This is a genomic window from Pseudomonas sp. Y3 TE3536, assembly GCF_053629175.1.
In genome coordinates this window covers 3569977-3583151 of record NZ_JBRJHU010000001.1, presented here as the reverse complement: position 1 = coordinate 3583151, position 13175 = coordinate 3569977, and the positions used below count along the sequence as shown (strand labels likewise).

The following is a 13175-nucleotide window of genomic DNA, read 5'->3' as shown; positions in this document are numbered from 1 at the left end:
GGTTTAACGCTGCGCGTACTGCAACACCACTTCCAGCGGATGGCGCATCTGCCGTTCGGTCATGCGCTTGACCTGGCTACGGCACGAATACCCCGTCGCCAGCGGCTCGTCTTGCTTGTCCAGCTTGGTCGCCCAGGACTGCTCGAAGATGGTCCGCGAGGTCTCCTGGTTTCGCGCTTCATGCCCATAAGTACCGGACATGCCACAGCAACCCGTAGCCTCCGTCACCAGCTTCAAGCCCAGGCGGGCAAACACTTGCTCCCATTGCCGGGTGCTGGCCGGTACGTTGGTCTTCTCGGTGCAGTGCGCCATCAGGCGGAAGCTGCCAACATTGGCAGCCGCTTGCTCGGGCAATGCATCCATCAACCATTCCTGCGGCAACAGCACCTTCGGGCAGTCTTCCAGGCCTGGCACCTTCTGGTACTCCTGGCGATAGACCAAGGTCATCGCCGGGTCCAACCCCACCAGCGGTACACCACAATCGGCCAGGGCCTTGAGCTGGGTGCCATTACGGATCGCCGCCTTGGCGAACGCGCCAAGGAAGCCCTGAACATGCAGCGGTTTGCCGTTGGCACTGTACGGCGCCAGGAACACCCGGTGGCCAAGGCGGTGCGCCAGGTCGATGAACGCGGCCAGCAGCGGCGTCTCGAAGTAACGGGTGAAGGCATCCTGCACCAGCACGATGCTGCGCTCACGCTGGGCCGGGGTCAGCTCGCGCAGCGCTGGCACGCTGGCCACGCCAACGCGGCAGCGGGTCAGGGTCGCCTGGAAGTTGAAACGGCTGATCAGCGGGCTGTCGACCATGCCGACCTTGTCGGCCAGCAGCTTGCTCACCCACTTCGAGCCCATCACCGCGTTATAAAGCCCCGGCGCATGCGCCAGGTACGGGATGGTGAACTCCAGCGAACCGATCAGGTAATCCCGCAATGGGCGCTGGTAGCGGCCGTGGTACAGCTCGAGGAAACGCGAGCGGAAGTCCGGCACGTTGACCTTGATCGGGCACTGCCCCGCGCAGGACTTGCACGCCAGGCAACCGGCCATGGCGTCGTAGACCTCGTGAGAGAAGTCCCCCTGCCCCTGGTCACGCCCGCGGTTGTTGCGCAGCCGTGCCGGCAGGCCCTTGAGCCAGGACACCTTGTTACGCGCCGCCGCCAGCACGTCGATATCCGCCGCGCCTTGCAAACGCAGCCACTCACGCATCAACGAGGCACGGCCCTTGGGCGAATGCTGACGCTCTCGGGTGGCTTTCCACGACGGGCACATGGCGTCGTTGGGGTCGTAGTTGTAGCAGGCGCCATTGCCGTTACAGTGCACAGCGCTGCTGAAGTCCTGCCAGACACGCTCGTCGATGGTGCGGTCGAGGTCGCCGCGCAAGGTCACGCCATCGACCCGGGTCAGGCCTTCGGCGCTGTCGGGTGGGGTGCAGATCTTGCCTGGGTTGAGCTGGTTGCGCGGGTCGAAAGCGCCTTTCAGGCGCTGCAGCGCCGGGTACAGCTCGCCAAAATATTCGGGCACGTATTCTGAACGCAGGCCCTTGCCGTGCTCACCCCACAGCAGGCCGCCGTAGCTTTTGGTCAGCGCCGCCACGGCATCGGAGATCGGCTTGACCAGCGCGGCCTGGGCCGGGTCTTTCATGTCCAGCGCCGGGCGCACGTGCAGTACACCGGCATCGACGTGGCCAAACATGCCATAGGCCAGGCCGTAGCCATCCAGCAGTGCGCGGAAGTCGGCGATGTAGTCAGCCAACTGCTCCGGCGGTACTGCGGTGTCTTCCACGAACGGCTGCGGGCGCACCTCGCCCTCGACGTTGCCCAGCAGGCCCACCGAGCGTTTGCGCATGGTGTAAACGCGGGTGACCGCCTCGGCGCCCTCGGCCAGGGTGTGCCCCAGGCGCTCGACGCTGGTGTCGTTTTGCAGGTGCTGGATGAACGCCTGCACCCGTGCATTGACCTCGTCCGGCTGATCGCCGCAGAACTCCACCAGGTTGATGCCCAGGGTCGGGCGCTCGGGGTCAGCCGGGAAATACTCGGCCACGCTGTGCCAGACGATGTCCTTCATGGCCAGCATCAGCACCTTGGAGTCGACCGTTTCGATCGACAGCGGCTTGTGCGCCATCAGCGCATTGGCGTCACGCAGCGCGTCCATGAAGCTGGTGTAGCGGACGTTGACCAGTACCGCGTATTTCGGGATCGGCAGCACATTGAGCTTGGCTTCGACCACGTAGCCCAGCGAGCCTTCCGCGCCGCACAGCACGCTGTTGAGGTTGAAGCGCCCCTGTTCATCGCGCAGGTGTGCCAGGTCGTAGCCCGTCAGGCAGCGGTTGAGCTTGGGGAAGGTGCTTTCGATCAGCTCGGCCTGGGTTTCCTGGATCTCGCGGGCCACACGGTAGACCTCGCCAACCCGGCCAGGCGCGGCGCAGGCCTGCGCCAGCGCAGCGTCATCGATGGGCAGGCTGTGCAGGCGCTCACCACCGAGCAGCAGGCTGTGCAGTTCGAGCACGTGATCGCGGGTCTTGCCGTAGGTGCAACTGCCCTGGCCGCTGGCATCGGTGTTGATCATGCCGCCAACAGTGGCGCGGTTGGAGGTGGACAGCTCAGGGGCAAAGAACAACCCATGAGGCTTGAGCGCAGCGTTGAGCTGATCTTTGACCACACCGGCCTGGACCCGCACCCAACGCTCCTCGACGTTGATTTCGAGGATGGTGTTCATGTGCCGCGACAAGTCGACGACGATGCCATCGGTCAGCGACTGGCCGTTGGTGCCGGTGCCGCCGCCACGCGGGGTCAGTTTGACCTGGGCAAAGCGCGCCTCGGCCATCAGCGTGGCGACCCGCGCCACGTCATCGGCGTCACGCGGGAACACCGCTGCCTGGGGCAGGCGCTGGTAAATCGAGTTGTCGGTGGCCAGCACGGTACGGGTGGCGTAATCGGCACTGATCTGGCCACGGAAGCCGCTGTTACGCAGGGCCTCGAGGAATTCGGGGTAGTTGGCGGTCGGTGCACTGGTCGGCAGCTGGGCGATCATCGACGGATGGCCTCTTGATATGGGCTAATTCACGGAAAACCTGTCATGCCGGCATGGGTTGTTTCACACCAGATGACGAATAGGCCAATGTTCCTGTAGTTTCGCGCCAAGGGCAAACGGATAATCCTGCCGCTATCGATGACTTTTATGAATGAATTACCGCCACCTGACACCGTCCATGTCGCTGCTGCTGGCGTTCGAGGCTGCCGCCCGGCATGAAAGCTATACCCGCGCCGCCGCCGAACTGTCGTTGACCCAAAGCGCTGTCAGCCGCCAGGTGCAGGCATTGGAGCAGCAATTGGGGTTAACGCTGTTCCGCCGCGAGGGGCGCCAGGTGCAGCTGACCGACGTCGGCCGGCTGTACCAGCGCGAGCTGAGCGAAGCCTTGGGGCGCATCCGCAGCGCCACCTTGCAGGCGCTGGCCTACCAGTCGGGTGTCGGCACGTTGCGCCTGGCCACCCTGCCCACCTTCGGCTCGAAATGGCTGCTGCCGCGGCTGCATGCGTTCTACAGCGCCCACCCGGGCATGCTGGTGCATATCCATTCACGGATCGAAGCGATCAACTTCGACACCAGCGAGATCGATGCGGCAATCGGTGTGGCGAGCCACGACCTGCCGGGGCTGATCTGCCACCGCCTGCACGCCGAAGAGCTGTTGGTGATTCTGCCGCCAGAGGCCGGCGCCGACGCGCATGGCTGGAGCCCTGCCCGGGTCAGCGAAGAAGTGCTGCTGAACGTCGCCAACAACCCGCATGCCTGGGGCGAGTGGTTCTCGCACCACAGCCTGCCGCACCGGGCGATGCGCCTGGGGCCGAGCTTCGAGCTGACGTCGCATTTGATCCAAGCGGTACGGGCCGGCATCGGCATCGGCTTGGTGCCGCGGATACTGGTGGAAGAGGAACTGGCCAAGGGCGAGCTGTTCAGCCCCGGCGAGGCGTTTGCCAGCCAACGCAGCTATTACCTGATCTATCCGCCACGCAACGAAGCGCTGCCGTCGTTGCGGGCGTTTCGCAGTTGGTTGCTGGAGCAGATCTGAGTTTTGTGCTGGTTGCACTGGCCTCTTCGCAGCACAAGGCTGCTCCTACAAGGGGCGCGTAACAAAAAAAACCCGATGCCAGTCACCTGGCATCGGGTTTTTCGTGCCGCCTATGGCGATTACTTGGCCACAGTACCGGCAGCCCCGTTAGCCTGTGCGTCACGCTTAGGCTTGATGAGGTAGAAGAGGAACATCACCACCACCCACACCGGGATCGCATACACCGAGATCTGGATACCCGGGATCTGCAGCATGATGCCCAGGATCAGCACCACGAAAGCCAGGCAGATGTAGTTGCCGTAGGGGTACCACAGCGCCTTGAACAGCGGCTTCTGGCCGGTGCGGTTCAGGTGCTGGCGGAACTTCAGGTGCGAGTAGCTGATCATCGCCCAGTTGATCACCAGGGTCGCCACGACCAGCGACATCAGCAACTCCAGCGCGTTCTGCGGGATGAAGTAGTTGAGCAGCACGGCAATCAGGGTCACCGCCGCCGAGACCAGGATCGAACGCACCGGCACACCGCGTTTGTCGACCTTGGCCAGGGCCGCCGGGGCATCACCCTGCTCGGCCATGCCCAGCAGCATGCGGGCGTTGCAGTAGGTGCCGCTGTTGTACACCGACAATGCTGCGGTCAGGACCACGAAGTTCAGCAGGTGGGCGGCCACATCGCTGCCCAGCAGGGAGAACACCTGCACGAACGGGCTGCTGCCGTAGCTGCCGCCGGACGCGTCGATGCTGGCGACCAGGTTGTCCCATGGGGTCAGCGACAACAGCACGACCAACGCGCCGATGTAGAAGATCAGGATGCGGTAGATGACCTGGTTGATAGCCTTGGGGATCACGGTTTTCGGTTTGTCGGCCTCGGCTGCGGTAAAACCGAGCATCTCCAGGCCACCGAAGGAGAACATGATGAACGCCAGGGCCATGACCAGGCCGCTGACACCATGCGGGAAGAACCCACCGTGTGCCCACAGGTTGGTCACCGACGCGTCCGGGCCACCGCTGCCGCTGGTCAGCAGGTAGGCACCCAGGCCGATCATGCCGACGATGGCCACGACCTTGATGATCGCGAACCAAAACTCGGCCTCACCGAATACTTTCACGTTCATCAGGTTGATGAAGTTGATCAGCAGGAAGAAGCCCGCCGCCGTGACCCAGGTCGGGATCTCTGGCCACCAGTAGTGGATGTACTTGCCGACCGCCGTCAGTTCCGACATGCCCACCAGGATGTACAGCACCCAGCAGTTCCAGCCCGACATGAAGCCTGCGAAACCGCCCCAGTATTTGTGGGCAAAGTGGCTGAACGAACCGGCCACCGGCTCTTCGACGATCATCTCGCCCAACTGGCGCATGATCATGAAGGCGATGAAGCCGCAGATGGCGTAGCCAAGGATCATCGACGGGCCGGCGGATTTCATCACGCCTGCCGAGCCGAGGAACAGACCCGTACCAATCGCACCACCGAGAGCGATCAACTGGATGTGGCGGTTCTTCAGGCCCCGCTTTAGCTCGCCTGAATGCATGTTTTGTCCACTCATGAACGAAGTCACCTGCATTGTTTTTATCTGTGACGAAATCGGACCCACCGCGCTCGTGGCGCAGCGGAATGGGCAAGGTGGTTACCTTGGGTTTCTTGAACGCGGGCGCCGCCGAGGCGGTTCAGCCGGGTGTGATCAAGAGTGCGCGGTACGCAAGAGGGTCACAGGTAAAACGCGGCGCACTGTATACCCCTGCAAGCGCGCAGGCGTCAACGCGTTGCGTCATTTCCTTGGGAAAAAACGCAGCGATCCTGTGGTGTGAGCCTTGAAAGGCGGAGTGATCGGCGTACATGGCGCCTCCATTTGTTGTTTTGTCAGCACGCCTCTGTGGGCGAGCTCTTGCACACGGCAATGCCTGCTATATCAGCGTGCGGCGGGGGTTTGGGCAATAGGTAGGCAGGGTAGACGGGGTGTGCTGGCGACGTGGGCGCGGCAAGTTCTGTTTACAGGTCTAGGAAAATACGCATTCGACGGCCAGAAAGGGATGATTTTGTATAAAAAACGTTACACGGTGGTTTGCCAGCTTTCCACTCGTCAGAAAAAGGGTGATTGATCAATGAGTTGGGGCCGCTTCACGCCCCAGGTCCGCGCTTCATTCGGGTTGGGGGGAGGCGAAAAAAAACCAGCCCGAAGGCTGGTTTTTTATCTCACGCTGCGGATCAACCGCGCGGCTTGCCGCGGCCACGGCCTGCCGGCTTGTCGCCCTCTGGCTTGCCGGTACGCTTGCGCATCTCGCTCGGGCGCTCGGCCACCGTGCTGCCACGGTTGCCTTTGCGTGGCGCTTCATCACGCGACGGGCGCGCTGGGCGCTCGGCGGCGGTGTCACGCGGCTGACGCGCTGGGCGCTCGCCAGCCGTCGCATCGCTGGCCGGGCGCAGGTTACGCACGCGCTCGCCACGCCCCATCGGACGGCTCGACTTGCGCTGCATGCGCTCCATCTTGTCCTTGGCCTTGAGGTTCAAGGTCGGCAGCGCCACCGGCTGCAGGCCCACTTCGGCGGCCAGGATGTCGATTTCGCCCTGGGTCATTTCGCGCCAGCGGCCCATCGGCAGGTCGGAGTTGAGGAACACCGGGCCGAAACGCACGCGCTTCAGGCGGCTGACCACCATGCCCTGGGACTCCCACAGGCGACGCACTTCGCGGTTACGGCCTTCCATCACCACGCAGTGGTACCAATGGTTGAAGCCTTCGCCGCCCGGGGCCTTCTGGATGTCGGTGAACTTGGCCGGGCCGTCTTCGAGCATCACGCCCGCCTTCAGGCGCTCGATCATCTCGTCGTCGACCTCACCCCGTACACGCACCGCGTATTCACGGTCCATCTCGTAGGACGGGTGCATCAGGCGGTTGGCCAATTCACCGTCGGTGGTGAACAGCAACAGGCCGGTGGTGTTGATGTCCAGGCGGCCGATGTTGATCCAGCGCCCTTCTTTCGGGCGTGGCAGGCGGTCGAACACCGTCGGGCGGCCTTCCGGGTCGTCACGGGTGCAGATCTCGCCGTCGGGCTTGTTGTACATGATCACGCGGCGGGTGGCCTCGGCGGCTTCCTCGCGCTTGATCAGCTTGCCGTCGACAGCGATGGCATCGTGCAGGTCGACGCGCTGGCCGAGGGTGGCGGCAACGCCATTGACCTTGATCCGACCCTGGCTGATCCAGGCCTCGACGTCACGGCGCGAACCGACGCCGATGCGCGCCAATACTTTCTGCAGCTTTTCGCCGGATGGAGGGGTAATTTCGGTATTTTGCAGGTCTTGCTCACTCATCTGGGCACCTCCCGGTGTAGGAATGAAAAAGGGGTCTTGGCGACGAACGCGCCAAAGGGCCGCGCATCATACGCGGTTCGTGTCGGGAACGCACTGGAGCGTAGTGGGTTTTGTGGGGGCTGGATGGGTTTTCTGCCCAATGGTTTGGCGTTGGCAGTGCCGGCCTCTTCGCGGGGCAAGCCCGCTCCCACAGGTAAGTAGCAAGCTTCAGGCATTCTGTGTGGGAGCGGGCTTGCCCCGCGAAGAGGCCGGCACTGGTTGTAGAGGGCTCAGGGCTGTACCGGGTCTTCACCCTCAACCGAAGGCTCTGGCTCAACCACGTCCTGCTCACGCAAATCATCGAAGTCGGTCTTCAACCCTTCTTCCATCGCATCCAGCTCCACCAGCAAGCTGCGGAAGCTGGTCTCATCCTTCGGCGCCTCGGCTTCAGCCTCATCCCCCAGGCTTGCATCGGCCAACGCCTGAAGGTGCGCAGGCACCGGCGCGTCGTCGGGGTCGAGCAAGGGTTCGGGCTCCATCTCGCGCAACTCGGCCAACGCCGGCAGTTCCTCGAGGCTCTTGAGGTTGAAGTGGTCGAGAAAGGCCTTGGTGGTGGCGAACATCGCCGGCCGGCCCGGCACTTCGCGGTAGCCGACGATGCGGATCCACTCGCGCTCCATCAGGGTCTTGATGATGTTGCTGTTCACCGCCACACCGCGCACGTCTTCGATTTCGCCACGGGTGATGGGCTGGCGGTAGGCAATCAGCGCCATGGTCTCGAGCAGCGCACGGGAATAGCGCTGCGGCCGCTCCTCCCACAGGCGCCCGACCCAAGGGGCAAAGTCTTCGCGGATCTGCAGGCGATAACCGGTGGCCACTTCCTTGAGTTCGAAAGCGCGGCCGTTGCATGACTTGCCAAGTACTTCCAGGGCCTTCTTGAACACCTTGGGCTCAGGGCGCTCCGCCTCTTCGAACAACTCGTACAGGCGCTCAAGGGACTGCGGTTTGCCCGAGGCAAGCAGAAAGGCTTCGATCAGCGACGCCAGGTCGCGGGGTTCATTCAGGTTCATCAGGTTCTTCAACAAACTCGGCGCGAAGCCGCACGTGGATCGCGGCGAAAGCCTCATTCTGCACCAGTTCGATCAGCGATTCCTTCACCAGCTCAAGAATCGCCATGAACGTCACCACCACCCCCAGCTTGCCCTCTTCTGCCGTAAACAGTTCGACAAAGGGCACGAAAGCGCCGCCCTTGAGGCGGTCGAGCACCTGGCTCATGCGCTCGCGGGTCGACAGCGTCTCGCGGGTGATCTGGTGGCTTTCGAACAGGTCATTGCGGCGCATGACGTCGGCCATCGAGACCAGCAGCTCCTCCAGGCTGACCTGTGGCAGCAGCTTGCGCACCTTGGCCTGGGGGGCCTCCAGGCGTGGCACGACAATGTCGCGGCCCACCCGTGGCAACGCGTCGATACCTTCAGCCGCCGCCTTGAAGCGCTCGTATTCCTGCAAGCGGCGGATCAGCTCGGCGCGCGGGTCGCCCTCTTCTTCCTCGACCTCGATGGAACGCGGCAACAGCATGCGCGATTTGATCTCGGCCAGCATGGCAGCCATGACCAGGTATTCGGCAGCCAGCTCCAGGCGCACGCTTTTCATCAGCTCGACATACCCCATGTACTGGCGGGTGATCTCTGCCACGGGGATGTCGAGGATGTCGATGTTCTGTTTGCGGATCAGGTACAGCAGCAGGTCCAACGGGCCTTCGAACGCTTCAAGAATGACTTCCAGTGCGTCCGGTGGGATGTACAAGTCCACCGGCATCTCGGTCAGGGCTTCGCCGTAGACCAGGGCCAGTTGCAACTGTTGAGGCGACTCGACCTCCTCGGCCGGCGCCTCGGGCGCTTCCACCTGGCTCACGCGTTGACCAGGAACGGGGTCGGGTCGCCGCAGCCTTCGCGGATCAATGCAGGCTCATCGCCCGTCAGGTCGATCACCGTGGACGCCTTGAGGTCGCCGAAGCCGCCATCGATGATCAGGTCGACATGGTGCTCCAGGCGTTGGCGGATCTCGTAGGGGTCCGTCATGGGTTCTTCATCGCCCGGCAAGATCAGGCTCACACTCATCAACGGCTCGCCCAGCTCCTCCAGCAGCGCCAGGACGATGGGGTTGGAGGGCACGCGCAGGCCGATGGTGCGGCGCTTCTCGTGCATCAAGAGCCGCGGCACTTCCCGGGTGGCATTGAGGATAAAGGTATAGGGCCCCGGAATGTGCGCTTTGAGCAGACGGAACGTGGAGGTATCGATCTTGGCAAACAGGCCCATTTGCGACAGGTCGCAGCACAACAGGGTGAAATTGTGTTGCTTGTCCAACTGGCGCAGGCGGCGGACCCGTTCGATGGCGTTCTTGTCACCGATCTGGCAGCCCAGCGCATAGGCCGAGTCGGTGGGATAGACCACCACACCGCCCTTGCGAATGATTTCGACGGCCTGTTTGATCAGGCGCGCTTGCGGGTTCTCCGCATGTATCTGGAAAAATTGGCTCACATAGTCGTCCTGTTCATACCGCCATAGGCTGTTCATGGCTGAATCGGCGCCACAGAGGTGGCAGGTCCTCGGGCAAAGGCCGGTAGGCACCGATCTCTCCCCAGGTGCCGGGGCCGTGGAAGTCACTGCCAGCGCTTGCCAGCAGGCCGAACTCACGGGTGAGGATGGACATCGTGCCCACCTGCTCGGCGGGCATCATCCCGTTGACCACCTCAAGCGCTTGCCCGCCTGCCTGAATATAGTCGGCAATCAGCCGTCTGCGCTTGCTGCGGGTCAGATCGTAATGCATCGGATGGGCCAGGCTCACCCAAGCGTTGGACTGGCGAAGGGTCGCAACGGTTTCGTCCAGGGTCGGCCAATGCTGCTTGACGTCGCCGAGCTTGCCGGCGCCCAGCCACTTGCGGAAGGCCTCGCCGCGGTCCTTGACGTGCCCTGCGCGGACCAGAAACTCGGCAAAGTGCGGGCGCGCTGGGGCGTTGCCGCTGTCGCCGAGTTCTTGTTGCACAGCCCTGGCACCGTCGAGCGCACCCGGCATGCCCTTGGCCGCCAGCCGTTTGTCGATTTCCTCGGCGCGCAGCCAGCGGCCACGGTGCAACGCCTCGATGGCGTCGAGCAAGGGCGGTGCGTCGAGCGGGAAGTCATAGCCCAGCACATGGATGGTTGCCCCGCCCCAGGTGCACGACAGCTCTACCCCGCTGACCCAGTGCATGCCGTGCGCGTGGCAGGCCTGGCGTGCTTCGACGAGCCCTTCGAGGGTGTCATGGTCGGTCAGTGCCAGCGTTTGCACCCCGTGCTCATGGGCCCGGGCGACCAGGACCGTGGGCGACAGGGCGCCGTCGGAGGCCGTGCTGTGACAGTGCAGATCAACATTCATGGAGGAGCGCTACCGCTGGAATCGATGTTTGTTATTATGCCGTCACATCCCGATTCTGGCTGCCATTGTGAAACAATTCATCGATTTCATCCCGTTGCTGCTGTTCTTCATCGTCTACAAGCTCGACCCGCGGCCCATGGAGGTCGCCGGCCACAGCTTCGAATTCGGCGGTATCTACAGTGCCACGGCCATGCTCATCGCCAGTTCCCTGGTGGTGTACGGTGCCCTGTTCCTGCGCCAGCGCAAGCTGGAAAAAGGCCAATGGCTGACCCTGGTCGCCTGCCTGGTGTTCGGCGGCCTGACCCTGACCTTCCACAGCGAAACCTTCCTCAAATGGAAAGCGCCAGTGGTCAACTGGTTGTTCGCCCTGGCGTTCGCCGGCAGCCACTTCATCGGTGACCGGGTGCTGATCAAGCGCATCATGGGCCACGCCCTGACCCTGCCCGATGCCATCTGGACCCGCCTGAACCTGGCCTGGATCTGCTTCTTCCTGGTCTGCGGCGCGGCCAACCTGTTCGTCGCCTTCACCTTCCAGGCCTTCTGGGTCGATTTCAAGGTGTTCGGCAGCCTGGGCATGACTGTGATCTTCCTGGTTGCCCAAGGTGTCTACCTGTCGCGTCACCTGCACGACGACCCTTCTACCTCCAAACCCAAGGATTGACATGCTCTACGCCATCATCGCCAGCGACGTCGCGAACTCCCTGGAAAAGCGCCTGGCTGCCCGCCCTGCGCACATCGAGCGCCTGCAGCAACTCAAGGCCGAAGGCCGCGTGGTGCTGGCCGGCCCACACCCTGCCATCGACAGCAACGACCCAGGTGAAGCCGGTTTCAGCGGTAGCCTGATCGTGGCTGAGTTTGATTCCCTGGCCGCTGCACAGGCCTGGGCCGATGCCGATCCGTACATTGCCGCGGGCGTGTACGACAGCGTCATCGTCAAGCCATTCAAGCAAGTTCTGCCTTGATTCAAGGCCGTGTCGCCTGCTTTCGCGGGCAAGCCCGCTCCCACAGGGACAGCGCAAGCTTCGCGCTTTGCGCAAACCTGCAGGTGCGAGCTTGGCCGCGAAAGCAGGCGACGCGGTGCTGCTGGTTACACACTTGCCATCAGTCTGCGGTATCTTTGCCACTGGCGGACCAATATGACGCCGTCGATGGTTGAGTTGAGTGAGTCATGAGTGAGCTGTTACTGATTGATGATGACCAGGAGCTGTGCGAGCTGCTCGGCAGCTGGCTGACCCAGGAAGGTTTTTCTGTACGTGCCTGCCACGATGGCCTGAGCGCACGTCAGGCCCTGGCCGCGCATGCGCCAGCGGCGGTGGTGCTGGATGTGATGCTGCCTGACGGCAGCGGCCTGGAGCTGCTCAAACAACTGCGCAATGACCATGCCGAGCTGCCGGTGCTGATGCTGTCGGCGCGCGGCGAGCCGCTGGACCGCATCCTTGGCCTCGAACTGGGCGCCGACGATTACCTGGCCAAACCCTGCGACCCCCGCGAGCTCACTGCCCGCCTGCGCGCCGTGTTGCGCCGCAGCCACCCGGCAGCCACCACCACCCAGGTAGAGATCGGCGACCTGATCTACAGCCCGGCACGTGGGGTGGCCAGCATCGATGGCCGCGAGATGACCCTGACCCTGTCCGAAAGCCGCATCCTCGAAGCCCTGCTGCGCCAGCCCGGTGAACCGCTGGACAAGCAGGAACTGGCGCAGATTGGTCTTGGCCGCAAGCTGACCCTGTATGACCGCAGCCTGGACATGCACGTCAGCAACCTGCGCAAGAAAATCGGGCCCCATGCCGATGGCCGCCCGCGCATCGTTGCGTTGCGTAGCCGGGGCTATTACTACAGCTTGTGAGATCGCTGGGGCTGCGCAGCGGCCCCAAAATCTCAGCCACCATCTTTACCCAGCCTTTACCCTCCCCTGACCGCCCTTGACGGTGAGCTGCGTAGACTGTGCTCATCCGGTAACCACCGGCCTTTGAAAGGAGAGACACCATGCGCAAGACCCTTATCGCCCTGATGTTCGCCGCCGCCCTGCCGACCGTGGCCATGGCCATGCCTGAAGGCGGCCCGCGTCACGACGGCCCGCATCATCGCGGTGATGCGCCTTTCGCCCAACTGGACCTGAGCCGCGACCAGCGTCAGCAGATCGGCAAGCTGATGGGCGAGCAGATGAAGCAACGCCGCGACATCACCGAGCGCTACCTGTCCAAGCTGCCAGCCGCCGACCAGAAGGCCATGCAGGATGAACTCAAGGCCAGCCACGACAAGACCGACAGCCAGGTCCGCGCCCTGCTCAAGCCTGAGCAACAAAAGCAGTTCGACGAACTGCAGAAAGAGCGGGCTGCGAAGAAAGCCGAATGGCAAGCGTTCCAGGCCTGGAAAGCTGAAAAAGCCGCCAAGGCCCAGTAAGCTAACCGCCCGACGCCCGGCCCG

Annotated in this window: 12 protein-coding genes; 5 read left to right on the top strand and 7 right to left on the bottom strand. The window is 63.3% G+C overall.

Annotated elements, in window-relative coordinates:
* Window positions 1-3: 3 nt before the first annotated feature.
* Complete coding sequence (ydiJ, locus tag AB7M33_RS16140; protein ID WP_454243113.1) at window positions 4-3024, bottom strand: D-2-hydroxyglutarate dehydrogenase YdiJ; 3021 nt, start codon at window positions 3022-3024, stop codon at window positions 4-6.
* Between the two features lie 151 nt (window positions 3025-3175).
* Between ydiJ and AB7M33_RS16135 the strand changes: the two genes are divergently transcribed.
* Window positions 3176-4060, top strand: coding sequence for a LysR substrate-binding domain-containing protein (locus AB7M33_RS16135; RefSeq protein WP_027593098.1), 885 nt, complete (start codon window positions 3176-3178; stop codon window positions 4058-4060).
* Between the two features lie 119 nt (window positions 4061-4179).
* Here the strand turns inward: AB7M33_RS16135 and AB7M33_RS16130 are convergent, their stop codons facing one another.
* The 6 genes from AB7M33_RS16130 to AB7M33_RS16105 all read right to left on the bottom strand — a co-directional run bounded on the left by AB7M33_RS16130 (window position 4180) and on the right by AB7M33_RS16105 (window position 10748).
* Window positions 4180-5598 (bottom strand): amino acid permease, encoded by a 1419-nt coding sequence (locus AB7M33_RS16130; protein ID WP_172960378.1) that lies wholly within the window; start codon window positions 5596-5598, stop codon window positions 4180-4182.
* 659 nt (window positions 5599-6257) lie between these two features.
* Complete coding sequence (rluB, locus tag AB7M33_RS16125; RefSeq protein ID WP_027593100.1) at window positions 6258-7358, bottom strand: 23S rRNA pseudouridine(2605) synthase RluB; 1101 nt, start codon at window positions 7356-7358, stop codon at window positions 6258-6260.
* Window positions 7359-7627: 269 nt separating this feature from the next.
* Entirely contained in the window at window positions 7628-8407 is a 780-nt protein-coding gene (gene scpB, locus AB7M33_RS16120; RefSeq protein WP_186681903.1) for an SMC-Scp complex subunit ScpB, read from the bottom strand.
* A complete protein-coding gene (locus AB7M33_RS16115; protein ID WP_177323882.1) occupies window positions 8394-9119 on the bottom strand; it encodes a segregation and condensation protein A in 726 nt (241 codons plus the stop codon). Before AB7M33_RS16115 ends, scpB begins: the two co-directional genes overlap by 14 nt.
* Before the next feature lie 125 nt (window positions 9120-9244).
* Entirely contained in the window at window positions 9245-9874 is a 630-nt protein-coding gene (locus tag AB7M33_RS16110; RefSeq protein ID WP_033694002.1) for an L-threonylcarbamoyladenylate synthase, read from the bottom strand.
* Window positions 9875-9887: 13 nt separating this feature from the next.
* The gene (locus tag AB7M33_RS16105) at window positions 9888-10748 is read right to left on the bottom strand and encodes a PHP domain-containing protein (protein ID WP_099430134.1); all 861 of its coding nucleotides are present in this window, start codon (window positions 10746-10748) and stop codon (window positions 9888-9890) included.
* Window positions 10749-10815: 67 nt separating this feature from the next.
* Here AB7M33_RS16105 and AB7M33_RS16100 point away from each other — a divergent pair, with 67 nt between their 5' ends.
* From AB7M33_RS16100 to AB7M33_RS16085, 4 genes are all read left to right on the top strand, one after another.
* Window positions 10816-11409, top strand: coding sequence for a septation protein A (locus AB7M33_RS16100; protein WP_027593105.1), 594 nt, complete (start codon window positions 10816-10818; stop codon window positions 11407-11409).
* A gap of 1 nt (window position 11410) precedes the next feature.
* On the top strand, window positions 11411-11710 hold the full coding sequence (locus AB7M33_RS16095; protein WP_027593106.1) for a YciI family protein: 300 nt from the start codon (window positions 11411-11413) through the stop codon (window positions 11708-11710).
* Window positions 11711-11916: 206 nt separating this feature from the next.
* Window positions 11917-12594, top strand: coding sequence for a response regulator transcription factor (locus AB7M33_RS16090; RefSeq protein WP_027593107.1), 678 nt, complete (start codon window positions 11917-11919; stop codon window positions 12592-12594).
* Window positions 12595-12734: 140 nt separating this feature from the next.
* The gene (locus tag AB7M33_RS16085) at window positions 12735-13151 is read left to right on the top strand and encodes a Spy/CpxP family protein refolding chaperone (protein WP_027593108.1); all 417 of its coding nucleotides are present in this window, start codon (window positions 12735-12737) and stop codon (window positions 13149-13151) included.
* Window positions 13152-13175: the final 24 nt, after the last annotated feature.

Excerpts from the sequence above, each read along its gene's own strand:
- AB7M33_RS16095 (WP_027593106.1), top strand. The coding sequence starts at position 11,411 with ATGCTCTACGCCATCATCGCCAGCGACGTCGCGAACTCCCTGGAAAAG.
- scpB (WP_186681903.1), bottom strand. The coding sequence starts at position 8,407 with ATGAACCTGAATGAACCCCGCGACCTGGCGTCGCTGATCGAAGCCTTT.
- AB7M33_RS16105 (WP_099430134.1), bottom strand. The coding sequence starts at position 10,748 with ATGAATGTTGATCTGCACTGTCACAGCACGGCCTCCGACGGCGCCCTG.
- ydiJ (WP_454243113.1), bottom strand. The coding sequence starts at position 3,024 with ATGATCGCCCAGCTGCCGACCAGTGCACCGACCGCCAACTACCCCGAA.
- AB7M33_RS16090 (WP_027593107.1), top strand. The coding sequence starts at position 11,917 with ATGAGTGAGCTGTTACTGATTGATGATGACCAGGAGCTGTGCGAGCTG.
- rluB (WP_027593100.1), bottom strand. The coding sequence starts at position 7,358 with ATGAGTGAGCAAGACCTGCAAAATACCGAAATTACCCCTCCATCCGGC.
- AB7M33_RS16085 (WP_027593108.1), top strand. The coding sequence starts at position 12,735 with ATGCGCAAGACCCTTATCGCCCTGATGTTCGCCGCCGCCCTGCCGACC.
- AB7M33_RS16130 (WP_172960378.1), bottom strand. The coding sequence starts at position 5,598 with ATGAGTGGACAAAACATGCATTCAGGCGAGCTAAAGCGGGGCCTGAAG.
- AB7M33_RS16135 (WP_027593098.1), top strand. The coding sequence starts at position 3,176 with ATGAATTACCGCCACCTGACACCGTCCATGTCGCTGCTGCTGGCGTTC.